The sequence below is a fragment of the Streptomyces sp. NPDC029044 genome (genome assembly GCF_040637495.1).
Lineage (GTDB): Bacteria > Actinomycetota > Actinomycetes > Streptomycetales > Streptomycetaceae > Streptomyces.
In genome coordinates this window covers 57262-79698 of record NZ_JBEZWN010000029.1, presented here as the reverse complement: position 1 = coordinate 79698, position 22437 = coordinate 57262, and the positions used below count along the sequence as shown (strand labels likewise).

19 protein-coding genes are annotated in these 22437 nt (G+C 72.3%); 13 read left to right on the top strand and 6 right to left on the bottom strand.

The features are described 5' to 3' along the window. Positions 1–109: 109 nt before the first annotated feature. From AB0E85_RS23035 to AB0E85_RS23000, 8 genes are read left to right on the top strand one after another with little or no spacing between them, the layout of a single operon-like run. A complete protein-coding gene (locus AB0E85_RS23035; protein ID WP_361930179.1) occupies positions 110–1183 on the top strand; it encodes a sugar ABC transporter substrate-binding protein in 1074 nt (357 codons plus the stop codon). Beyond that, on the top strand, positions 1180–2670 hold the full coding sequence (locus AB0E85_RS23030; protein ID WP_361930177.1) for a sugar ABC transporter ATP-binding protein: 1491 nt from the start codon (positions 1180–1182) through the stop codon (positions 2668–2670). Before AB0E85_RS23035 ends, AB0E85_RS23030 begins: the two co-directional genes overlap by 4 nt. Next, positions 2663–3688 carry an ABC transporter permease gene (locus AB0E85_RS23025; RefSeq protein ID WP_361930173.1) on the top strand — a complete coding sequence of 342 codons (1026 nt, stop codon included), beginning with the start codon at positions 2663–2665 and terminating at the stop codon, positions 3686–3688. Before AB0E85_RS23030 ends, AB0E85_RS23025 begins: the two co-directional genes overlap by 8 nt. Positions 3689–3723: 35 nt before the next feature. Further along, positions 3724–5067, top strand: coding sequence for an L-fuconate dehydratase (locus AB0E85_RS23020; RefSeq protein ID WP_361930171.1), 1344 nt, complete (start codon positions 3724–3726; stop codon positions 5065–5067). Beyond that, on the top strand, positions 5064–5822 hold the full coding sequence (locus AB0E85_RS23015) for an SDR family oxidoreductase (RefSeq protein WP_361930168.1): 759 nt from the start codon (positions 5064–5066) through the stop codon (positions 5820–5822). Before AB0E85_RS23020 ends, AB0E85_RS23015 begins: the two co-directional genes overlap by 4 nt. Next, on the top strand, positions 5819–6805 hold the full coding sequence (locus AB0E85_RS23010; RefSeq protein WP_361930165.1) for an aldo/keto reductase: 987 nt from the start codon (positions 5819–5821) through the stop codon (positions 6803–6805). Before AB0E85_RS23015 ends, AB0E85_RS23010 begins: the two co-directional genes overlap by 4 nt. Beyond that, positions 6802–7119, top strand: a complete 318-nt coding sequence (locus AB0E85_RS23005) for an L-rhamnose mutarotase (RefSeq protein WP_361930163.1) — start codon at positions 6802–6804, stop codon at positions 7117–7119. The genes AB0E85_RS23010 and AB0E85_RS23005 overlap by 4 nt, the downstream gene beginning before the upstream one ends. Beyond that, positions 7116–7949 (top strand): amidohydrolase family protein, encoded by an 834-nt coding sequence (locus AB0E85_RS23000; RefSeq protein WP_361930161.1) that lies wholly within the window; start codon positions 7116–7118, stop codon positions 7947–7949. The genes AB0E85_RS23005 and AB0E85_RS23000 overlap by 4 nt, the downstream gene beginning before the upstream one ends. On the opposite strand, the gene AB0E85_RS22995 is transcribed toward AB0E85_RS23000, so the two are convergent. Then, a complete protein-coding gene (locus AB0E85_RS22995) occupies positions 7937–9358 on the bottom strand; it encodes a lipase maturation factor family protein (RefSeq protein ID WP_361930209.1) in 1422 nt (473 codons plus the stop codon). The two genes, AB0E85_RS23000 and AB0E85_RS22995, sit on opposite strands and share 13 nt — an antisense overlap. 143 nt (positions 9359–9501) lie before the next feature. Between AB0E85_RS22995 and AB0E85_RS22990 the strand changes: the two genes are divergently transcribed. The 3 genes from AB0E85_RS22990 (at position 9502) to AB0E85_RS22980 (ending at position 13654) form a co-directional block, all read left to right on the top strand. Then, positions 9502–10599 (top strand): DUF6777 domain-containing protein, encoded by a 1098-nt coding sequence (locus AB0E85_RS22990; RefSeq protein ID WP_361930158.1) that lies wholly within the window; start codon positions 9502–9504, stop codon positions 10597–10599. 81 nt (positions 10600–10680) lie between these two features. After that, entirely contained in the window at positions 10681–12768 is a 2088-nt protein-coding gene (locus tag AB0E85_RS22985; protein ID WP_361930155.1) for a SpoIIE family protein phosphatase, read from the top strand. Between the two features lie 22 nt (positions 12769–12790). After that, entirely contained in the window at positions 12791–13654 is an 864-nt protein-coding gene (locus AB0E85_RS22980; RefSeq protein ID WP_361930153.1) for a DNA-formamidopyrimidine glycosylase family protein, read from the top strand. An 11-nt stretch (positions 13655–13665) separates the two neighbouring features. Here the strand turns inward: AB0E85_RS22980 and AB0E85_RS22975 are convergent, their stop codons facing one another. From AB0E85_RS22975 to AB0E85_RS22960, 4 genes are all read right to left on the bottom strand, one after another. After that, entirely contained in the window at positions 13666–14847 is a 1182-nt protein-coding gene (locus tag AB0E85_RS22975) for a PP2C family protein-serine/threonine phosphatase (protein WP_361930150.1), read from the bottom strand. A 110-nt stretch (positions 14848–14957) separates the two neighbouring features. After that, a complete protein-coding gene (locus AB0E85_RS22970) occupies positions 14958–15614 on the bottom strand; it encodes a zf-HC2 domain-containing protein (RefSeq protein WP_361930148.1) in 657 nt (218 codons plus the stop codon). 151 nt (positions 15615–15765) lie between these two features. Continuing rightward, positions 15766–16278, bottom strand: a complete 513-nt coding sequence (locus AB0E85_RS22965; protein ID WP_361930145.1) for a hypothetical protein — start codon at positions 16276–16278, stop codon at positions 15766–15768. 153 nt (positions 16279–16431) lie between these two features. Further along, positions 16432–16977: a sigma-70 family RNA polymerase sigma factor gene (locus AB0E85_RS22960; RefSeq protein WP_033307886.1), complete on the bottom strand. Its 546-nt coding sequence runs from the start codon at positions 16975–16977 to the stop codon at positions 16432–16434. Positions 16978–17199: 222 nt separating this feature from the next. Here AB0E85_RS22960 and AB0E85_RS22955 point away from each other — a divergent pair, with 222 nt between their 5' ends. After that, positions 17200–18354: a CapA family protein gene (locus tag AB0E85_RS22955; RefSeq protein WP_361930142.1), complete on the top strand. Its 1155-nt coding sequence runs from the start codon at positions 17200–17202 to the stop codon at positions 18352–18354. Between the two features lie 168 nt (positions 18355–18522). Here AB0E85_RS22955 and AB0E85_RS22950 read toward each other — a convergent pair whose 3' ends face one another. Further along, positions 18523–18984 (bottom strand): universal stress protein, encoded by a 462-nt coding sequence (locus AB0E85_RS22950; RefSeq protein WP_361930140.1) that lies wholly within the window; start codon positions 18982–18984, stop codon positions 18523–18525. 89 nt (positions 18985–19073) lie between these two features. Here AB0E85_RS22950 and lysX point away from each other — a divergent pair, with 89 nt between their 5' ends. Then, entirely contained in the window at positions 19074–22364 is a 3291-nt protein-coding gene (lysX, locus tag AB0E85_RS22945; protein WP_361930138.1) for a bifunctional lysylphosphatidylglycerol synthetase/lysine--tRNA ligase LysX, read from the top strand. The last annotated feature ends 73 nt before the right edge of the window (positions 22365–22437 follow it).

Genomic DNA, 22437 nt, shown 5'->3' with positions numbered 1-22437 from the left:
TATGGGTCAGTAGCGGGGAAAGTTGCCGCCCGAGGGTGTTCTGGCGCGGGATTGGTCTGATAAGTATGCGGGCATCTGCTGGACCACCGGTCGATGGGAGCCCTCTGAGATGCCCGGAAGCACAGTGCGGAAGCGGAACAGGTCACGGATCCTCGGCGCGGTGGCCCTGGCCACCGGAGCCTCCCTGACACTCGCCGCCTGCGGCAGCACCAAGGACACCGGCGCCTCCGGGGCCGGAGGCGGTGACGGCACCGGCAAGGTCGGGGTGGTGCTGCCCCTGCTGACCTCGCCGTTCTGGCAGTCGTACAACGACTACGTGCCGAAGATGGCGAAGTCCGAGGGCGTGGACGCGATGAAGACCGTCAACTCCAACAGCGACCCCTCGCAACAGATCACCGACATCAACAACCAGCTGAACCAGGGCGTCAAGGGACTGGTCGTCGCCCCGCTGGACAGTGCCGCCATCGAGGCCGGACTCGACCAGGCCGAACGCAAGGGCGTGCCGGTGGTCGCCGTGGACGTGGCGCCCGACAAGGGCAAGGTCGCCATGGTGGTCCGGGCGGACAACGTCGCGTACGGCGAGAAGGCATGCCGGTACCTCGGGGAGCACATCACCTCCGGCAAGGTCGTGCAGATCATGGGCGACCTCGCCTCGGTCAACGGCCGGGACCGCTCCGAGGCGTTCCGCGCCTGTGTGAAGAAGAACTTCCCGAAGCTGAAGGTCCTGGAGATCCCCGCCAAGTGGGAGTCCGACACGGCGGCCTCCAAACTCGACACGCTCCTCAACGCCAACCCCGACATCAAGGGCATCTACATGCAGGCGGGCGGCGTGTACCTCGCGCCCACGCTCCAGACCCTGAAGTCCAAGGGCATGCTGAAGAAGGCCGGGGAGGAGGGCCATATCGCGATCGTCTCCAACGACGGCATCCCGCAGGAGTTCGACGCGATCCGCAAGGGCGAGATCGACGCGACCGTCTCCCAGCCCGCCGACGCCTACGCCAAGTACGGCATGTACTACATCAAGGCGGCGATGCAGGGGAAGCAGTTCAAGCCGGGCCCGACGGACCACGACTCGACCATCGTCAAGCTTCCCAGCGGCATCCTGGAGGACCAGCTGCCCGCCCCGCTGGTCACCAAGGACAACGTCGACGACCCCGAGCTGTGGGGCAACACGGTCGAATGAGCAGCCCACTTGTCGAGGCACGGGACGTCGTCAAGCGCTACGGCCCCACCACCGCTCTCGCCGACGGCCGGCTCACCGTCCTGCCCGGCGAGTCCCACGCCCTGGTCGGCCGCAACGGCGCGGGCAAGTCGACCCTCGTCCGCATCCTCACCGGCCTCCAGGCACCCGACGAGGGCACCGTCCGCTTCGACGGCGAGCCCGCGCCCCCGCTCACCGACCGGGACGCCTGGCGCCGCAAGGTCGCCTGCGTCTACCAGCACCCGACGGTCGTACCCGAACTGACCGTCGCCGAGAACCTGTTCATCAACCGGCAGCCGCTGCGGCGGGGCTTCATCAGCTGGCGCCGGCTGAAGTCCGAAGCGGCCGCACTCCTCGACACCTGGGACGTGCGTGTCGACCCCGAAGCCCGCACGGCCGATCTCAAGGTCGAGGACCGGCAGATGGTGGAGATCGCCCGGGCGCTGTCCTTCGGCGCCCGCTTCATCGTCCTGGACGAACCCACCGCCCAGCTCGACAACCGGGAGATCGAGCGCCTCTTCACCCGCATGCGGGCCCTCCAGGACTCGGGCGTCACCTTCCTGTTCATCTCCCACCACCTCCAGGAGGTGTACGAGGTCTGCCAGACCGTCACCGTCCTGCGTGACGCCCGCTGGATCACCACCGCGCCGGTAGCCGATCTCCCGCGCCAGGCGCTGGTGGAGGCCATGGCCGGGGAGACGGTCGCCGAGGCGGCCGAGCGTCAGCGGGCCGTGGACGCCGCGGGCCCCGTGCTCCTCGACGTCCGCGGCCTGCGTTCGGCGGCCTACGAGGACGTCGACCTCACCGTCCGTCGCGGGGAGGTCGTCGGACTCGCCGGGTCCAGCGCCAGCGGCAAGATCGAGCTGGCCGAGACGTTCACCGGGCTGCACACACCCACCGGAGGGACGGCCCGGCTGGACGGAACACCGCTCCCGTTCGGCGACGTCCGCGGAGCCCTCGAAGCGGGGGTCGGCTTCGTGCCCCGCGACCGGCACGAACAGGGCCTGGTCTTCGGCATGTCCATAGGTGACAACGCCACCCTCAGCGTCCTGGAGCGGCTAGGCCGCTTCGGGTTCGTCGGCACCGAACGCAGACGCGGGGTCGCCACCGCCCTGATCGAACGGCTCGACATCCACGCCGAGGGACCCGAGCAGCCCGTCTCGGACCTGTCCGGGGGCAACGCGCAGAAGGTCGTCATGGCCAGGGCCCTCGCCTCCGACCCCCGGCTCCTGGTCCTGGTCAACCCCACCGCGGGCGTCGACGTGAAGTCCAAGGAGTCCCTGCTCGCCCGCGTCGACAGCGCCCGCGAGGACGGCACCGCCGTTCTCGTCGTCTCCGACGAACTCGACGACCTCAGGCGCTGCGACCGGGTCCTCGTCCTCTTTCACGGCCGTGTCGTCGCCGAACACCCGGCCGGCTGGCGCGACCACGAGCTCATCGCCTCCATCGAAGGAGTGGACCATGGCTGACACCAAGGCCCCGCCGGTGAAGCCGGTGCTCGTGACCGGCACCGGGCAGGCACGCACCGTACTGCTGCGCAGGGCCCGCGAACTGGCCCTCGTACCGGCCTTGTTGCTGCTCCTGGTGCTCGGCACGATCGTCAACGACTCGTTCCTCACCGAGCGCAACCTGATCTCGATCCTCGGCGCATCCGCCGCCCTCGCGATGGTCGTGCTCGCCGAGTCGCTCGTCCTCATCACCGGCAAGTTCGACCTCTCCCTGGAGTCGGTCGTCGGTATCGCGCCCGCCGTCGGGGCGCTGCTCGTGCTGCCCGCCGCCCAGTCCGGCTGGGGCACCGGACTCCCCGCCGCCCTCGCCCTGCTCGCGGTCCTGGTCGCGGGCGCGGCCGTCGGCGCCTTCAACGGCGTCCTGGTGGTGAAGTTCAAGCTCAACGCGTTCATCGTGACGCTGGCGATGCTGATCGTGCTGCGCGGCCTGCTGGTCGGCGCGACCAAGGGCAAGACGCTGTTCGGGATGCCCGACAGCTTCTACGCACTGGCCACCACCACCTTCCTCACCGTGCCGCTGTCGGTGTGGCTCGCCGCGATCGCCTTCGCGGTCGCCGGTCTCGTCCTGAAGTACCACCGGGTCGGGCGCGCCCTGTACGCCATCGGCGGCAACGCGGACGCGGCCCGGGCGGCGGGCATCCGGGTGGAGCGCGTCATGCTCGGCGTGTTCGTCGTCGCGGGCGTCCTCGCCGCGGTCGGCGGCATCATGCAGACCGGCTACGTCGGCGCGATCAGCGCCAACCAGGGCCAGAACATGATCTTCACGGTGTTCGCGGCCGCGGTGATCGGCGGCATCGCCCTCGACGGCGGCAAGGGCACCATGTTCGGCGCGCTCACCGGCGTACTCCTTCTGGGTGTCGTACAGAACCTGCTCACCCTCGCGCAGGTGCCGTCGTTCTGGATCCAGGCCATCTACGGCGGGATCATCCTGGTCGCCCTCATGATCGCCAGGGTCACCACCGGCCGCGCCCAGGACTGACGACCCGCCCCCGGCACCCGACCGAAAGGACCTCCGTGTCCCCGACGCCCGCGCGCATCACCGCTGTAGACACCCACGACATCCGCTTCCCCACCTCACGCGAACTCGACGGCTCCGACGCGATGAACCCGGACCCCGACTACTCGGCGGCCTACGTCGTCCTGCGCACGGACGCGCCCGACGGGCACGAGGGGCACGGGTTCGCCTTCACCATCGGGCGGGGCAACGAGGTGCAGGTCGCCGCGATCGAGGCGCTGCGCGGGCACCTGATCGGCCGCGACGTGAGCGGACTGTGCGCCGACCCCTCCACCCTGAACCGCGACCTGATCGGCGACAGCCAGCTGCGCTGGCTCGGACCCGAGAAGGGCGTGATGCACATGGCGATCGGCGCCGTCGTCAACGCCGTGTGGGACCTCGCCGCCAAGCGCGCCGGCCTGCCGCTGTGGCGGCTGCTCGCCGAGGCCGAACCCGAATGGATCGTCCGCCAGGTCGACTTCCGCTACCTCACCGACGCGCTCACCCCCGAGGAGGCCCTGACCCTCCTGCGCCGGGGCCGGGAGGGCGCGCAGGAGCGCACGGCCCGCCTGCTGGAGCGCGGCTACCCCGCCTACACCACCTCGCCCGGCTGGCTCGGCTACGACGACGAGAAACTCACCCGGCTCGCGTCCCAGGCCGTCGCCGACGGCTTCCGGCAGATCAAACTCAAGGTCGGCGCCGACCTCGACGACGACATCCGCCGCTGCCGTGTGGCGCGTTCGGTCATCGGGCCGGACGTCCGGATGGCCGTCGACGCCAACCAGCGCTGGGACGTCGACGAGGCGATCCGCTGGACCAAGGCCCTCGCCGAGTTCGACCCCTACTGGATCGAGGAGCCCACCAGCCCCGACGACGTCCTCGGCCACGCGGCGATCCGCCGGGCCGTCGCCCCCGTGAAGGTCGCCACGGGCGAACACGTGCAGAACCGGGTCGTCTTCAAGCAGCTCCTCCAGGCCGGTGCGCTCGACGTCGTCCAGATCGACGCGGCCCGCGTCGGCGGCGTCCCCGAAAACCTGGCCGTCCTGCTGCTCGCGGCCAAGTCCGGCGTACCGGTCTGCCCGCACGCGGGCGGCGTCGGCCTGTGCGAACTCGTCCAGCACCTGTCGATGTTCGACTACGTGGCACTCACCGGCACCACCGAGGACCGCGTCATCGAATACGTCGACCATCTGCACGACCACTTCCTCGACCCGGTGGTGATCCGCGATGGTCACTACACGGCACCCACCGCGCCGGGCTTCTCGGCGGCCATGCGCCCCGAGTCGCTGGCGCGGTACACCTACCCGGGCGGCGCGTTCTGGGCCGCCGACCTCGACGACACGAAGAGGGAGCACGCTGAATGAGCGACTTCGAGGGTCTGACGGCCCTGGTGACGGGCGGCGCCTCCGGCATCGGCCGGGCCACCGCCGAGCTGCTGGCCGAGCGCGGTGCCCAGGTCGCCGTCCTGGACCTGGACCCGTCGTCCGTCGACAAGCCGCTGCTCGCCCACCGCGCGGACGTCACCGACGACGCGTCCGTGCGCCGGGCCGTCACGGCAGCGGTCGCCGACCTCGGCGGCGCCCTCGACGTGCTGGTGAACAACGCGGGCATCGGCGCCCGGGGGACCGTCGAGGACAACCCCGACCACGAGTGGCACCGCGTCCACGACGTCAACGTGCTCGGCCTGGTCCGCACCACCCGAGCCTGCCTGCCCCACCTGCGCGCCTCCACCCACGCCGCGATCGTCAACACCTGCTCCATCGCCGCCACCGCGGGCATCCCGCAGCGCGCCCTGTACAGCGCCACCAAGGGCGCCGTGTACTCCCTCACCCTCGCCATGGCCGCCGACCACGTCCGCGAGGGCATCCGCGTCAACTGCGTCACCCCCGGCACCGTCGACACCCCGTGGATCGGCCGCCTCCTCGACGCCGCACCCGATCCCGCCGCCGAACGCGCCGCCCTGGAGGCCCGCCAGCCCACCGGCCGGCTGGTCTCCCCGGCGGAGGTCGCGGGCGCCATCGCCTACCTGGCGAGCCCCCTGTCCGGCGCCACCACCGGCACCGCCCTCGCCGTCGACGGCGGCATGCAGGGCCTGCGGCTGCGCCCGGTGGCCCGGTGAACCGGCTCGGCGGCAGCGGCGTCGAGGTCAGCGACCTGTCCTTCGGCGCCGCCGCCATCGGCAACCTCTACACCGAGGTCGGCGAGGAGCAGGCGCACGAGGCCGTGGACGCCGCCTGGCAGCGGGGCATCCGCTACTTCGACACCGCACCGCACTACGGCCTCGGCCTGTCCGAACGCCGCCTGGGCGCCGCCCTGCGCCACCGACCCCGCGACCGGTACACGGTCTCCACGAAGGTGGGCCGCCGCCTGGAGCCCTCGGACGGCACCGGCGACGACCTGGCGGGCGGCTTCGCCGTGCCCGCGACCCACCGCCGCGTGTGGGACTTCAGCGCCGACGGCGTACGCCGCACCCTGGAGGCCAGCCTGGCACGCCTCGGCCTCGACCGGGTCGACGTCGTCTACCTCCACGACCCGGACGACCACGCCGAGTGGGCCTTCCGTGAGGGCTATCCCGCGCTGGAGGGGCTCCGCTCCGAGGGCGTGGTGGGTGCGATCGGCGCCGGGATGAACCAGGCGGAGCTGCTCACCCGTTTCGTCCGCGACACCGACGTCGACGTGGTGCTGTGCGCCGGCCGCTACACCCTGCTCGACCAGAGCGCCCTCACCGCCCTGCTGCCCGCGGCCCATGAACGCGGCGTCTCCGTCGTCATCGGCGGCGCCTTCAACTCCGGCCTGCTCGCGGACCCCAGGCCCGGCGCCACGTACAACTACACCGCCGCGCCCTCCGAGCTGGTCGACAGGGCCCTGCGGCTGAAGTCCGTAGCCCACCGCCACGGCACCACCTTGCGTGCCGCCGCCCTGGCCTTCTGCGCGGCCCACCCGGCCGTCGCCAGCGTCCTCGTCGGCGCCCGCTCCGCTCACGAAGTACGCGACTGCGCCCACCAGTTCGCAGCCCGGGTGCCGGCCGGGTTCTGGCAGCAGCTGCGTGCCGAGGGCCTCCTGCCCGACGATGCCCCGGTACCCCGCGAGGAGCCGTCATGAGGGTCGCCCTGCACACCAAGGTCCGCGCCGACCGCGTCGCGGAGTACGAGGCGGCCCACCGCGAGGTGCCGGAGGAGCTCACCGACGCCGTCCGCGCCGCCGGCGCCACCTCCTGGACGATCTGGCGCAGCGGGACGGACCTCTTCCACGTCCTGGACTGCGAGGACTACGCCCGCCTCCTCGCCGAACTGGAGAAGCTGCCGGTCAACGTCGCCTGGCAGGCCCGCATGGCCGAACTGCTGGACGTTGTGCACGACTACTCCGGCGACGGCGCGGACGCCGGCCTGACCGTCGTCTGGGAGCTGCCGTCATGACCGTCGTCGACGCCCACCACCACGTGTGGGACCTGTCGGTACGGGACCAGGACTGGATCACCGGCCTCGAACTCGCCCCGCTGCGCCGCGACTTCACGGTGCAGGACCTCGCAGCCGAGGCGAGAGCGGCCGGAGTGGACCGCACGGTCCTCGTCCAGACCGTCACCGTCCCCGAGGAGACCCCGGAGTTCCTCGCCCTGGCCGACGAGCACGACCTGATCGCGGGCGTCGTCGGCTGGACCGACCTCACCCGCCCCGACGTCGCCGACGAACTCGCCCGGCTGCGCGAACTGCCGGGCGGCCGCTACCTCAAGGGCATCCGCCACCAGGTCCAGGCCGAGTCCGACCCCGCGTGGCTGCTGCGCCCGGACGTCCGGCGCGGACTGGCCGCCGTCGCCGACGCCGGACTGGTCTACGACCTCGTCGTCCTGCCCCACCAGCTACCGGCCTGCGTCCGGGCCGCAGCCGACCTGCCCGGCCTCACCTTCGTCCTCGACCACCTGGGCAAACCGCACGTCGCCTCCGGCGCCCTCGAACCCTGGGCGTCCGGCCTGCGCGCCCTCGCCGCCCTGCCCAACACGGTCGCCAAACTGTCCGGCCTGGTCACCGAGGCCGACCTCGCCTCCTGGACCGTGGACGACCTGCGCCCCTACGCCGACGTGGCCCTGGAGGCCTTCGGGCCCGGCCGGCTGATGTTCGGCTCGGACTGGCCGGTGTCCACGCTGGGGGCGGCCTACAAAGACGTCCTCGACGCCACGCGCCGGCTGACCGACCCGCACGATCACCCGCAGATCTTCGGAGCCAACGCCACCCGCGTCTACGGCCTGTGAACCGGTCCGGCCAGACGGGTCGGCGGCAGGTACTCCCGTACGAACGTCCGCTCCCAGCACGCGCCCGTCTCCCGCAGCTCACGCCACGTCGTGTAGCGGTAACGGAACAGGCGGGCGCGCACGTACCGCGGCGGCTCGTCCGGCGGGAACGGCGAACGGCGCAGCAGCTTGAGGGTCTCCCGGTCGTTCTCCAGGAGCCGTTCCACCAGCGTGCCGAACCAGGCGTCGGCGTAGGCGGGGGAGAGGGCCGCGAACCACATCAGCCAGTCGAGCCGAAGGTGATAGGGCGCGAACTGGCGCGGCCAGCGCCGGGGATCTCCGGGCTTGCCCTTGAACTCGTAGGCCAGCCAGCCCGATTCCGCATGCGGTACGTCGTCCGCGGTGCCCTCCACCACCACCTCGTACCGCACCCGGCTCACGCTGCCGAACGCCCCGTAGGTGTTGACCAGGTGGAGCGGGTCGAAGGAGCGGTTCATGACCTGGCGACGGGACAGCATGTTGCGCACCGGCTGGTAACTGAGGCCCACCAGCAGCGTGGCCACCGCCAGCACCACCACCACGAACCACAGCGGCGCCTCGGGGACCTCCGGCGGATCGGCCGGGAAACGCACCGCCGACAGCGCCAGCACGATCGTGATCCAGTTAAGCCAGGAGAAGTTGCCCGACAGCACCAGCCACAGCTGGGTGACGATCATCAGCGACGCGGCGGCCGTCGCGACGGGCTGCGGGGTGAACAGCAGGAACGGCACCACGAGCTGGGTGACGTGGTTCGCGGCCACCTCGACGCGGTGCAGGGGCCGGGGCAGATGGTGGAAGAACCAGCTCAGCGGGCCCGGCATGGGCTGGGTCTCGTGATGGTGGTCCAGGCAGGTGAGCTTGCGCCAGCACGCGTCGCCGCGCATCTTGATCAGCCCCGCGCCGAACTCCACCCGGAACAGGATCCACCGCAGCAGGAACAGCACCACGACCGGGGGCGCCACTTCGTCGTTGCCGAGGAACACGGCGAGGAAGCCCACCTCCAGCAGCAGTGACTCCCAGCCGAACGAGTACCAGGTCTGGCCGACGTTGACGATCGACAGGTACAGCACCCACGGCACCAGCCACAGCAGCATCCCGCCCCACAGCGGGAGCAGCGAGTCCAGCCCGGCCAGCAGCGCCGCCGCCACCGCGCAGCCCGCCCACGCGCAGAGCGCGAAGAAGCGGTCCGAGTAGTGCCACTGGAACAGGCTCGGCGCCCGCCTGAACGGCACCCGCTCCACGAACCGCGGCACCGGCAGCATGCCGCGCCGCCCGATCAGCGCGCGGAACTGGAGGGCCGCCGTCAGGAACGCCACCAGGTACACGGCGGCCAGCGCCTTCTGGAAGACCAGCCGGGTCAGCCAGTAGTCGGATGCGGTGAACCACTCCACGACGTTGTGCTCCTCCTCCCTGCGCTGCGCATGAACCGCTGTCACGCTCCGTGTGCCGCAACTCTGGTTGCGTATGCCGGGCGAGCGAAGCAAACAATAGTGACGAACTGCCGGAAACCGGCCGATGTGAGCGGGAGGGCGAGGTGCGGACACCCACCGGGGCCTCCGTCCTGGCCTGCGTACTCCCGGCGGCGCTCCTCCTCTCGGGCTGCGGCGGCTCCACCGGCCTCGGCGTCGAGGCGGGCACCGGCACCAGGGGTGAACTCGTCCTCCAGTCAACAGCCGATCCGGGACCCGACCCCTTCACCAGATCCACGGCCCTCACGGCGGCTACCCCGTCCGCCGCCCCGCGAACGACCGGCGGGCCGCGCTCCCTCTCCGGCGGGACGCCCGGCCTGTACGGCGGCACCGAGCGGACCGGCAGTTGTGACGTCGGCCGGCAGATCGGCCACCTGACCCGTGACCCGGCCCGGGGCCGCGCCTTCGCCGAGGCCGCCGGCATCTCCCAGGCGTCCGTCCCGGATCACGTGCGCGCCCTGACGCCGGTCGTCCTGCGCGCCGACACCCGTGTCACCGGCCACGGCTTCCGGGCCGGACGCATCACCCGCCACCAGTCCGTCCTCCAGGCCGGCACCGCCGTCCTGGTCGACGACCACGGCCTGCCGCGTCTGCGTTGCGCCTGCGGCAACCCGCTCCGCCCGCCTACGGCGGCGCGCGGCACGCTCGTCACCACAGGTACGCCCTGGCCCGGCTACCGCCCCGGCGAGGTGATCGTCGTGACCCCCGCCCCGAGAGCCGTCACCGCCTTCACGATCATCGACCTCACCTCCCGGGCCTGGATCGAACGCCGTACCGGCCACGACGTACGCCACGACCGGGCCCTGCCCCCGCCGGATGCGGCGCCCCACCCGCCGCAGCCGTCCCGCATCCCGGAACCGGGCCCGGACCCGGGCACGGAAACGGGGACGGAAGCGGGCACGGAAACGGGGACGGAAGCGGGAACGGACGGGGAAACGCCCGCAGACACCGCCACGGACACCGGCACGTCAGTACTCCCGGCCGACGAGACCGCCCCGCCTCCCGACCGGCCGTCCGGCCCGGAGGATCCCGGCGACCCTGACGAGGTCGGACCCGACGCCGTCCCCGACAACCCCGATCCGGCCGACGGCGCCGGACTCATCCCCGATGACCGGGCCGCCCCACGCATCCCCGGCAGCCCCACAGACGTCTTCACCGAGTGAGGGCCGGTACGGCGGAACGGCTCGTAGACTCGGCACATCCATCCGGTCGAAGAATCGGACGAATCCTGGCAAGGTGGGCCCATGGCTGATCGGGGAGCGAGTGCCCTGTCCCTCCCGGACGACTGGCCCGCCCACCCGGACCCGATCCTCGTGCTCAACCGGATGGGCAGCTTCGACTGGGATCTGGACACCGGCCTGATGCAGATGGACGCCCAGGCCCACGCAGTCTTCGACGTGCGCGCCGACGAGTACGACGACCACCCCGAGACCCTCGCCAAGCGTGTCCCGCCCGACGAGTCCCGGCGCCTGGACACCGCGGTCTCCCAGGCCCTGAAGGACGGCAGCGAGAACTACGGCGCCTACTTCCGCATCCGGCGTCGCGACGGCACCCTGCGCTGGACCCACACCCAGGGCTACATCCGGCGCGACGACACCGGGCGCCCCCGCCGCATCATCGGCATCATCCGGGACGCCACCCAGGAACTCGGGGAGAGCGCCGCCCGCCGCGACCAGGCCGCCCAGGACGAGGCCCGACGCTGGCAGACCAGCGTCGTCGAACTCACCACGGCCGCTCTCGCGCACGCCCGCACCGTCCAGGACGTCATCGACGTCCTCAAGGACACCCACGGCCTCACTCACCTGGGCGCCGCCAGCCTCGTCATGGGTCTGGTCGAGGCCGGCCGCATCCGGCTGGTCGCCGAGGGCCCGGCGGACAGCTTCGTGCCCGGCACCCGCGTCACCCGGATCGACGAGCCCTACCCGATGAGCGAGGCCGTCCGGACCCTCGGCCCGTGCTTCATCGAGTCCCCGCAGGAGTTCGCCGAGCGCTACCCGATCCTGTGGCCCCACATCACCGACCTCGAGATCACCTCGGCCGCCTATCTGCCGCTCATCGTCCAGGCCCGGCCGATCGGCGTGGTGGGACTGCTCTACAGCGACCGGTACGGCTTCACGTCCGAGGAACGCAACATCCTCGTCGCCCTCGGCAGCAGCATCGCGCAGAGCCTGCAACGGGCCATGTTCTACGAGCAGGAGATGGACCTCGCGCAGGGCCTCCAGCAGGCCATGCTGCCCCGGACCATCCCGAGCGTGCCCGGCGCCGACGTCGCCGTGCGCTACCGCGCCGCCACCATCGGCGGTTCCGTCGGCCGGGACATCGGCGGCGACTGGTACGACCTGATCCCGCTGCCCGGCGGCCGGGTCGGCGCCGTCATCGGCGACGTCCAGGGCCACGACACGCACGCCGCCGCCGTCATGGGCCAGCTGCGCATCGTGCTGCGCGCCTACGCCGCCGAGGGACACCCCCCGGCCACCGTCATGGCCCGGGCCTCCGTCTTCCTGCACGAACTCGACACCGACCGCTCCGCGACCTGCCTCTACGCCGAGGCCGACCTGACCACCGGCGTGCTCCAGATGGTCCGGGCCGGGCACATCGACCCGCTGGTGCGGCACACCGACGGCTCCTGCCGCCGCGTCACCGTCCCCGGCGGGCTGCCGCTCGGCCTGTCCGCGGAGTTCGGCCGCCTCGACTACCCCGTGGGCACCATAGAGCTCGATCCGGGCGACACCCTGCTGCTGTGCACCGACGGCCTGGTGGAGCAGCCCGGCGCCGACCTCGACGACGGCATGCGCACCCTCACCGCGCTCGTCGACACCGGCCCCGAGGACGTACGGGACCTCGCCGACCGGCTCATCGACGTGGCCGCCGAGCGCGGCGGCGACGACGACGTGGCGCTGCTCCTGCTGCGCCGCCGCGGTCCCGACGGCCCGCAGTCCGGCCGCCGGCTCCAGCGGCACGTGGCCCCCGGCGACCCAGGGGCCCTCGCCGAGGCCCGGCACATGATCCGCACCGCGGTCACCGGCTGGGGAGCGGGCGAGCGCGCCGACGAGATCGAACTGGTCGCCGATGAACTCATCACCAACGCCCTGATGCACACCGAGGGCTCCGCGGTCGTCACCCTGCGGGCCCTCGCCGGCTCGGAGCGCCGGCTGCGCGTCGAGGTCGAGGACTCCTCCAGCGCCCTGCCGCGCCGACGCGAGGCGGGCGAGTCGGGCGTCTCCGGGCGGGGCCTGCTCCTGGTCGAGCTGCTCACCGACGTGTGGGGCGTGGAGGCCCGGGGCGGCGGCAAGGCGGTGTGGTGCGAGTTCGTGGTGCCCGGCTCCGGCTGACCCGGCGTGGCACCCTGGACCCATGCCGGAACTCCCCGAGGTCGAGGCGCTCAAGGACTTCCTGACCGAGCACCTCGTCGGCCACGAGATCGTACGGGTGCTGCCCGTGGCGATCAGCGTCCTGAAGACGTACGACCCGCCCCTGTCCGCGCTGGAGGGGCACGAGGTCGCTTCCGTACGCCGGTACGGCAAGTTCCTCGACCTCGCGACCGCGGACGGCCCGCACCTCGTGACGCACCTGGCCCGCGCGGGCTGGCTGCACTGGAAGGACCGCCTCCCCGACGGCCCGCCCCGCCCCGGCAAGGGCCCCCTGGCGCTGCGTGTGGCCCTGGAGACCGGCGCCGGGTTCGACCTGACCGAGGCCGGCACCCAGAAGCGGCTCGCGGTGTACGTCGTGGCCGACCCGCAGGAGGTCCCGGGCGTGGCCCGGCTCGGCCCCGATCCGCTCGCGGACGACTTCGACGAGCGGCGCTTCGCCGAGCTCCTGGCCGGGGAACGGCGGCAGCTCAAGGGCGCGTTGCGCGACCAGAGCCTGATCGCGGGCGTGGGCAACGCCTACAGCGACGAGATCCTGCACGCGGCGCGGATGTCGCCCTTCAAGCTGGCGGCGTCCCTGAGCGAGGAGGAGACCGGACGGCTGTACGCGGCCCTGCGCGACACGCTCACCGAGGCGGTCGAACGCTCCCGGGGCGTGGCGGCCGGGCGGCTGAAGGCCGAGAAGAAGAGCGGACTGCGCGTCCACGGCCGAACGGGCGAGGCCTGCCCGGTGTGCGGTGACACCGTCCGCGAGGTGTCCTTCGCCGACTCCTCGCTCCAGTACTGCCCCACCTGCCAGACGGGCGGCAAGCCGCTCGCGGACCGCAGGATGTCCCGCCTGCTCAAGTGAGACGGGCCGGGTCAGCGCGGCGGCGGTGTCCACTCGAACATCAGGATGGTCGCGTCGTCGCGCAGCCGACTGGTGGGCGAGTCGAGGATGGAGTGGATCAGGCGCCGCAGCGTCTCGGGTGCCAGCTCGCCCCCCGCCATCGCCCGGATGATGTAGTCGGCGAACTGTTCGAGGCCGAACTCTCCGCCGTCCCCGGTCCGGGCCTCGGTGACCCCGTCGGTGTACATCAGCACCCGGTCGCCGGGCTTCAGCGCGATCTCGTGCGTCTGCCGCTGCCGCCCGGTGAGCAGGGAGGGCTGCCCCATCGGCGGATCGGGCTCGCGCAGCATGGCGTCGGTGTGCAGCCGCTGGTCGCGGATGAGCAGCGGGGTGGGGTGCCCGCAGTTGCTCCAGCGCAGTACTCCGGACGCCAGGTCCAGCTGGGCCAGGACGCCTGTGCAGAACTGGTCGGGGAGCCAGTGCGCCAAGGCGTTGTCGACGCACTCGACCAGCTCGGGCAGGTCCGCCCCGGTGCGCCGGGCGTTGCGGCACGCGGCCAGCGCCACGGCCGTGGTGAGCCCGGAGGCCAGGTTGTGCCCCATGGCGTCGAGGACGGTGGCGTGCAGGACCGTCTCCGTGAGGGAGTGGTCGAAGGCGTCGCCGCCGATCTCGTAGGCCGGCTCCAGGACGGCCGTGGACACCACGTGCGCGGTGCCGATCGTGCGCGGTGGCAGGAAGGCCCGCAGCATCTCGGCGGGCAGCCGCATCGGCTCGGTGCGCGTACGCCGGACGAAGGAGTCCTTGTACGCCCGCTTCGACGTGATCATCATGGCGAGCAGCGTGGCGAGGGCCCGGCCGCGGCGCAGCACCGCCGGGGTCAGCGACGGGGACAGCACGGCGAGGACGCCGAGCCGCTCGGCGCCGTCCAGGAGGGGGATCCAGGCCGTCATGCCGCCCGTCTCCGACTCCTCGACCCGCAGCGACTGGGTGCGGTAGGTCCAGCCGGCGAGCGAGTCGTCGACGGGCAGGGACCGGGTCACGTCGGTGAGCGGTACGAGCCGGCGCTGCTGGAGGTCGGCCAGGTACACCACGGAGTGCTGGAGTCCGAGGGCCGCGGTGCAGCGGGCGACCGCGGCGGGCAGTTCCAGCGCCGAGGTCTCCGGGTCGGCGAGGAACTCCTCCAGGCGACCGTCGCCGGTCTCTGCCGTCGTCACCTCGTCTCCCTCCACCGGGACCGCGGGCACCCGGTGATCTCCCGGGTGCGTCGTCCAGCAGTCTCACACCGGGGCGGGGGGAGCGCCCGGCGGCCGGGGCGGACGGATGGTCAGCTCGGCTGGAGTCTCCACAGGACCTCGCCGGAGGCCGAACGGATCTCGTAGCGGGCGATCTGCCCCGGATGCATGGAGGAGCTGGCCATCATCGTGTCGGGGTCGGCGTCGTGACCGGGGCCGTGCCAGCTGGTCGCGGTCTCCTCGGTGCCGTCGCGTCCGACGATGACCAGGTGGCAGGCGCGCGGCCCCGCGGCGTCCTTCACCTTCAGCTCGACCTGGCTGCCCGAGGCCTCGTCCGCCGTCGTGACCTGCGCCCACACCCCCGTCCGTGCGTCGGTCGCCGCGACCGTTCGGGGCTCCTTGCCACTGCTGCCCTGGGCCATCATCGCGATGCCCGGTACGGACGCCGCGAAGACCACCGAGGCGGCCAGGGCGAACAGCAGGCGTCTGCGTCCGGCCCGGCGCCGGGTCGCCACCTCGGCGAGCAGCGCGTCCAGCATGCGCGGACCGGGCTGCGCCATCGGGTGCACGAACCGGGGCGTGGAGCGCCGGTACAGCATCAACTGCCGTGTGGTGACACCGAATTCCGTCACCTCTGCAGCGCACCGAGGGCACTCCATGAGGTGGTCCTCGAAGCGGAAGGCCTCCGCCTCGTCCAGCACGCCGAGCGCGTAGGCCGCGACGTCGCGATGCCTCTCCAGGGACCTCATGCCGAATCCTCGTACCGTTGGGTGCGGGTGGGGTTACTCCTTGCTCCCACCGGTACGGACCAGGCAGCGGAATCACTCAAGCCGGTGACACAATCGCAACCAAAGGATTCGGAGCCCTCCGGCCCCCGGATTGGTCCGGGGCCGCAGAAATCTAAAAAAGATGGATGGCGAGGTGCCCCAGGGGCAGTCCGAGCTGCCAGGCGGGCGTCCAGACCTTCGGCCCGTCGTCCTCCCCGACCACCGGAGCGCCGCCCGGAACCGCGTTCAGATCGGGTGCGAGCAGCTCCGTCTCCTGGAGCCAGCGCCAGGCCTCCTCCGCGAGGTCCAGGTCCGGTGCGGCGCCGCCCGACCGCGCGGCGCCCGCGGCGAGCTCGGCCAGCCGGTCGCGTACCCACTCCTGCCACGGCTGGTCGTACGCGGTCAGCGACAGCCACGTCTCCAGCTGGGTGACGACCCGGATGCCGGACAGCTTCCCGTCGGTGTCGGACAGGAAGATGGTCAGTGCCAGGGCGTCCCGCCCGGCGCGGAACTCGAAGGACGTCGGCGGCATCAGATCGCCCGTCCGCAGCAGCTCGTCGGCGATGTACTCGGCGTACAACCACGCCATGGGGACGGTCAGTTCGCCGTCGGCGCCGTCCGTGCTCCCCTGCTCTCTGTCCAGCATCCCTTCCTGCCTTCCTCCGGTACGTGCGCGTTGCCCGACACCGGGCCCCCGGGGGCGCTGACGGCCCCCTCCGGAACACGGATGAGAACAGCCGATTACTCAACCGGGGTCATCGGCAAGGCGCTTTACGGAGGCTTGACCCATCCATTGGTTTCACCGCAGGTCGGCGGCGTAACCCGGGAGCACCCTGCGCAGGGCGCGCAGCGCGTAGTACGCGCGGGACTTCACCGTACCGGGCGGGATCCCGAGGGTCGCCGCTGCTTCCGCCACACTCGCCCCCTGGAAGTACACGAGCACCAGGACTTCACGGTGCTGCGGAGTGAGTGTCTTCACAGCCTGGCGGACGTCGAGCATGGCCGCGGCCCGTTCGGCGTGGTCGGAGATGACCCGCGCGTTCTCCAGCACCGCGTCCCCGACCTCGGGCGGACGGGCCTGACGGGCCCGCCGGGCGTCGATCGCGAGCCGCCGTGCGACGGTCATCAGCCAGGGCCGTACGGAGTCGAAGTCGTCGGCGCGCAGGGCCTCGGGGTGCTGCCAGGCACGCACCAGCGTCTCCTGGACCAGGTCCTCCGCGCGCTGCCGGTCGCCGTCGCAGAGCCGCAGCAGCAGCGCGAAGAGGGGCCGGCCGTGCTCCCGCTGCAGTGCGGCGAGCTCGTGCTCGGCGGTCGTTCCGTTCGTGAGAGTGGATCCGGCCGTCATGGCCCGTATGCCACCGCAGGGTGTGGCCCGGGCACAGGGCACGTACCCGGCTGTGCGGCGGACGGTCGATCGCGTCGACGAACGGTTCGACGAACGGTCGGGTGCCCGGCCATGTGGGTGCCGGACGGGCTGATGAGCGTGTCGGAGCCGCGAGGGACGCCAGGAGCCTTCTTTCCTGATTGTGCGTAAATACGACCACAACGCCCACAGTGGGGTGAATGCATGCTCGCGCGCAGTCGACAGATCGCCCTGGCCCTGACCGTCGTCCTCGCCGCAGGCGCCGCCTGCCAGGCCCGCGGCCACGACAAACCCGACCGCGGACGCCCGGCACCGGCCGCCGCCGGGCCCCGCGGCTTCACACTCGTCGCCTCCGGTGACGTCCTCCCGCACAGCACGATCATCGACCGGGCCCGCTTCGACGCCGGTGGCACCGGCTACGACTTCCGGCCGATGCTCGCCGGGATCCGCTCCGTCGTCTCCCGCGCCGACCTGTCCCTGTGCCACATGGAGACCGTCTACGGCGCGGACGGCGTCTACACCGGCTACCCGACCTTCAAGTCCCCGCCCGAGGTGGCCCGGGCTCTCGCCGCCACCGGCTACGACGGCTGCTCCACCGCCTCCAACCACACCCTGGACGACGGCGCCGACGGCATCCGCCGTACCCTCGACGCCCTCGACCGCGCAGGGGTCCGGCACGCCGGATCGGCCCGCACCGAGCAGGAGGCACGCACGGCGACGGTCCTGCGGGCCGGCACGGCCACGGTCGCCCACCTCGCCTACACCTACGACACCAACGGCTTTCCCCTCCCGGACGGGCAGCCGTGGGCCGTCAACCTCATCGACGAGGCCCGGATCGTCGAGGACGCCCGTGCCGCGCGCCGGGCGGGCGCCGACGTCGTCGCGGTCTCCCTGCACTGGGGCACCGAGTGGCAGGACGCCCCCGACGACCGGCAGCTGACCCTGGCCCGGACCCTCACCGCCGCACGCACCGGCGACCGCCCGGACATCGACCTGATCCTCGGCACCCACGCACACGTCCCGCAGGCCTACGAGAAGGTCAACGGCACCTGGGTGATCTACGGCATGGGGGACCAGATCGCCGGCGAGATGACCAACCACGAGGGTGCCAAGGACCCGCGCGGCAACCAGTCCACCCTCGGCCGCTTCACCTTCGCCCCGCCCGCACGGCCGGGCGAGCGCTGGAAGGTGACGAAGGCGGAGTTCGTCCCGCAGCTGTTCGACGTCGACGCGGGCCGGGTCGTCAACCTCAACCGGGCGATCGCCCAGGGCGCCGACGTCCGGGCCGTCCGCGACCGCATCCGTGACGTCGTGCTCAGCCGCGGCGCCGCGCAGGACGGACTGGTGATGGGGGAATAGCGCCTGCCGCGGCTGTGGTTGGGCCGCCGTCGCCGATCGGCAGGAACCCGGCGACGGCGGCCCACCCACCCCGGCGATCCGGGCCCTCGGCTGCCCCGGCCCGGCACGGCGCAAGTCAGGTCGTGCGCCACGAGCGACACCGGCACCATCCGAAGCCACGCCGTTCCGCTACGGCACCACCGTCACCGGCCACCGTCCCGCCTTCACCAGGCGCACCGCCACCGAGCCGACGATGCGGTGGCCCGCCTGCTCCGAGGCGCCCACCACCACCGCGTCCGCCGTGAGTTCGTCGGCCGCCGTCACCAGGCCGTTGTACGGATCGCCGCGGAACGTGTGGAACTCCCAGCGGACCTCGAACATCCCCTTGAGCCGCTCGGCCGCGTCCCGGATCTGCGCCTTCAGGTCCTCGGCGATCTCGTCCGTCGTCTCCGCCACCGGCGCCCCCAGCGCCGCGCCCGCCGCCAGCACCGGCTGCACGTACACCACGGCGAGCAGCGCGCGCTGCCGGCGGGCCAGGCCCGCGGCGTAGGCCGCTGCCCGCAGGGAGGAGTCGGAGCCGTCCACCCCGACCACGATCACCTTGGGCCCGTCCGTGCCCCGCTCGAACCGGTGGGCGTCCTGTTCCGTCACGCCGCGAGGCTATCGGAGCCCCCTGGCCCGCCCGCCGGGCGGGACCGCTCGACGGGCGAAGAGGCACGGGTGTTCCTAGAGTCGAAAGCATGAGCGTCATCGCGGACACCGGGACGGCCGAGGACACCTCAGGCGCCATACGGCCGCCCCGCCGGGCGCACGGCTTCCTGAGCCGGGTGCCCGAGGGCTTCGCGGTCTTCTTCGGCGCCCTCGGTCTGCTCTGCGCCCTGCTGGCGCTGATCCCCCCGCTGCGCACCGGGTTGCGCCCCCTCGTCCGCTTCCTGGACCTGCTGCTCGTCCCGGTCAGCGCCAACCTCGCCTACGCGGTCTTCCTGTTCCTGCTCGCCGCCGCGACCGGCGCCCGCAAGAAGATCGCCTGGTGGCTGGTCGTCGTCTACCTGGGCCTGCTGGTCCTGACCGACATCCTCGGCATGGCCGTCGGCGAGTTCGCCGAGTCCGTCCCGTCGCTCGTGGTGTGCGGCCTCGCCCTGATCCTGCTGATCTACGCCCGCAAGGAGTTCTACGCCGCCTCCCGCCGCGCCGCCGTACGCCGGGCCCTGGCCGTCCTGGTGGCGGGCCTGGTCGTGGCGATCCTGGTCGGCTGGGCGCTGGTCGAGGCGTTCCCGGGCAGTCTGCCGAGCGACGAGCGCCTCGCCTGGGCCGCGAACCGGGTGTGCGGCGGCCTGGTGCCCGCCGGCTCCTTCGACGGCCGCCCACCGCACGCCCTGTTCTTCCTGCTCGGCCTGTTCGGCGCGCTCGCCCTGCTGAACGCCGCCGCCACCCTGTTCCGCTCCCAGCGCCTGGAAGCCGCCCTCCACGACGACGAGGAGGCCCGCATCCGCGCCCTCCTCGGCCGCTACGGCGACCAGGACTCCCTCGGCTACTTCGCCACCCGCCGCGACAAGGCCGCCGTCTTCTCACCCAGCGGCAAGGCAGCCGTCACCTACCGCGTCGAGGCCGGGGTGTGCCTGGCCAGCGGCGACCCGGTGGGCGACCGGGAGGCCTGGCCGCACGCGATCGCCGCCTGGCAGGACGTGGCCCGCCGCTACGCCTGGGTCCCGGCGGTGATGGGGGCCTCCGAGGAGGGCGCCCGGGCCTTCGTCCGCGCCGGGCTCGGCGCGCTCCAGCTGGGCGACGAGGCGATCCTGCACGTCCTCGACTTCGACCTCGGCGGCCGCGACATGCGCGTCACCCGCCAAGCCGTCAACCGGATCCGCCGCACCGGCGTCACCTGCCGGGTCCGCCGCCACTCCACCCTCTCCGAGGAGGAGATGCGCGGGCTCGTCGAACGGGCCGACGCCTGGCGCGACACCGAGACCGAACGCGGCTTCTCCATGGCCCTGGACCGCCTCGGCGACCCCGCCGACGGCGACTGCCTCCTCGCCGAGGCCCTCGACCAGGACGGCCGGCTGCTCGCCATCCAGTCCTTCGTGCCCTGGGGCAAGGACGGCGTCTCCCTGGACCTGATGCGCCGTGACCGCGCCGCCCCCAACGGCGTCATGGAGTTCATGGTCGCCGAACTGTGCGCCGCCGCCCCGAAACTCGGCGTGCGCAAGGTCTCCCTGAACTTCGCCGTGTTCCGCTCCGTGTTCGAGGAGGGCGCCCGCATCGGCGCGGGACCCGTGCTCCGCCTCTGGCGCCGCCTGCTGCTGTTCTTCTCCAAGTGGTGGCAACTGGAGGCGCTGTACCGCTCCAACGCCAAGTACCACCCCGAGTGGTACCCCCGCTTCCTCTGCTACGCGGAGGCCGCCTCCCTCGCCCGGGTCGGCCTCGCGTCCGGCATCGCCGAGGGCTTCGTCTCCGTACCGTCGATGCGCACGTTGTGGGGCAAGGGAAAGGGGCACCCGAAGGGCGGGCAGCGCCCCGCCACCACGGCGGGGCTGCCGTCGTTGGCGGCGCTCGGCCTCGCCGGAGGGGACGGGACCGAGCCCGCCGACCCCCTCTCCGGCCTCTCCGACCAGGTCCGCGTCCGGCACCGCAAACTCGACCGGCTGCGTGCCGACGGCACCGACCCCTACCCGGTGGGCGTCCCGGCCCGCACCCACGCCCTCGCCGAGGTCCGGCCGGGCGAGCAGGTCACCGTCGCCGGCCGGATCATGCTGGTCCGCGACTTCGGCGGCATCGTCTTCGCCGTCCTGCGCGACTGGTCGGGCGACCACCAACTCGCCCTGACCCGCGACGGCTCCGGCCCCGCCCTGGACCGCTTCACCGCCGACACCGACATCGGCGACCACATCACCGTCACCGGCCGGGCGGGCGTCAGCGACAAGGGCGAACCGACCGTCTTCGTCACCTCGTGGCAGCTCACCGGCAAGTGCCTGCGCCCGCTGCCCGACAAACGCCGCGGGCTGGCCGACCCGGAGGCCAAGGTCCGCCGCCGCTACCTCGACCTGGTCGCGAGCCCCGAAGCCCGCGAAGTGGTCCGCGCCCGCTCCACCGCCGTCCAGGCCCTGCGCCAGGGCCTGCTGGAACGCGGCTACCTGGAGGTCGAGACGCCGATGCTCCAGCAGATCCACGGCGGCGCCAACGCCCGCCCCTTCACCACCCACATCAACGCCTACGACCTCGACCTCTATCTGCGCATCGCCCCCGAGCTGTATCTGAAGCGGCTGTGCGTCGGCGGCCTGGAGAAGGTCTTCGAGATGGGCCGCACCTTCCGCAACGAGGGCGTCTCCTACAAGCACAACCCCGAGTTCACGATGCTGGAGGCCTACCAGGCCTTCGCCGACTACGACGTGATGCTCGACCTGGTCCGTGAACTCGTCCAGGGCGCCGCGACCGCCGCGTTCGGCACCCCCGTCGCCCACAAGGACGGCAAGGAGTACGACATCTCCGGCCCATGGCCCGTCAAGACCGTCTACGGCGCCATCAGCGAGGCCCTCGGCGAGGAGATCCACCCGGGCACCGAACTGCCCGGGCTGCTGCGGCTCTGCGAGCGCGCCGGCGTGCCGTACACCGCCGACGACGGCCACGGCGACGTCGTCCTGGAGATGTACGAGCGACTCGTCGAGGAGAAGACCCAGCTGCCCACCTTCTACAAGGACTTCCCCACCGACGTCTCCCCGCTCACCCGGCAGCACCGCACCGACCCGCGCCTCGCCGAACGCTGGGACCTCGTCGCCTTCGGCACCGAACTCGGCACCGCCTACTCCGAACTCACCGACCCGGTCGAGCAGCGCCGCCGCCTCACCGCCCAGTCCCTGCTCGCGGCCGGGGGCGATCCCGAGGCGATGGAGCTCGACGAGGACTTCCTCGACGCCCTCGAATACGCCATGCCGCCCACCGGCGGCCTCGGCATCGGTGTGGACCGGCTGGTCATGTTCCTCACCGGTCTGACGATCCGCGAGACCCTGCCCTTCCCCCTGGTGCGCCGCCGCTGACCCACCTGCGTGGGCCGAACGGGTGAATGTGTGCCGCCACACCGGTGTTGCTCGCGTGCGTCGGCCCTCCGCC

What these genes read in the sequence shown, in the direction of transcription:
- lysX (WP_361930138.1), top strand. Translation starts at nt 19,074, where the DNA reads ATGAGCGTCATCGCGGACACCGGGACGGCCGAGGACACCTCAGGCGCC.
- AB0E85_RS23025 (WP_361930173.1), top strand. Translation starts at nt 2,663, where the DNA reads ATGGCTGACACCAAGGCCCCGCCGGTGAAGCCGGTGCTCGTGACCGGC.
- AB0E85_RS22960 (WP_033307886.1), bottom strand. Translation starts at nt 16,977, where the DNA reads ATGACGGCCGGATCCACTCTCACGAACGGAACGACCGCCGAGCACGAG.
- AB0E85_RS22965 (WP_361930145.1), bottom strand. Translation starts at nt 16,278, where the DNA reads ATGCTGGACAGAGAGCAGGGGAGCACGGACGGCGCCGACGGCGAACTG.
- AB0E85_RS22980 (WP_361930153.1), top strand. Translation starts at nt 12,791, where the DNA reads ATGCCGGAACTCCCCGAGGTCGAGGCGCTCAAGGACTTCCTGACCGAG.
- AB0E85_RS23030 (WP_361930177.1), top strand. Translation starts at nt 1,180, where the DNA reads ATGAGCAGCCCACTTGTCGAGGCACGGGACGTCGTCAAGCGCTACGGC.
- AB0E85_RS23000 (WP_361930161.1), top strand. Translation starts at nt 7,116, where the DNA reads ATGACCGTCGTCGACGCCCACCACCACGTGTGGGACCTGTCGGTACGG.
- AB0E85_RS22985 (WP_361930155.1), top strand. Translation starts at nt 10,681, where the DNA reads ATGGCTGATCGGGGAGCGAGTGCCCTGTCCCTCCCGGACGACTGGCCC.
- AB0E85_RS23035 (WP_361930179.1), top strand. Translation starts at nt 110, where the DNA reads ATGCCCGGAAGCACAGTGCGGAAGCGGAACAGGTCACGGATCCTCGGC.
- AB0E85_RS22955 (WP_361930142.1), top strand. Translation starts at nt 17,200, where the DNA reads ATGCTCGCGCGCAGTCGACAGATCGCCCTGGCCCTGACCGTCGTCCTC.
- AB0E85_RS23005 (WP_361930163.1), top strand. Translation starts at nt 6,802, where the DNA reads ATGAGGGTCGCCCTGCACACCAAGGTCCGCGCCGACCGCGTCGCGGAG.
- AB0E85_RS22970 (WP_361930148.1), bottom strand. Translation starts at nt 15,614, where the DNA reads ATGAGGTCCCTGGAGAGGCATCGCGACGTCGCGGCCTACGCGCTCGGC.
- AB0E85_RS23015 (WP_361930168.1), top strand. Translation starts at nt 5,064, where the DNA reads ATGAGCGACTTCGAGGGTCTGACGGCCCTGGTGACGGGCGGCGCCTCC.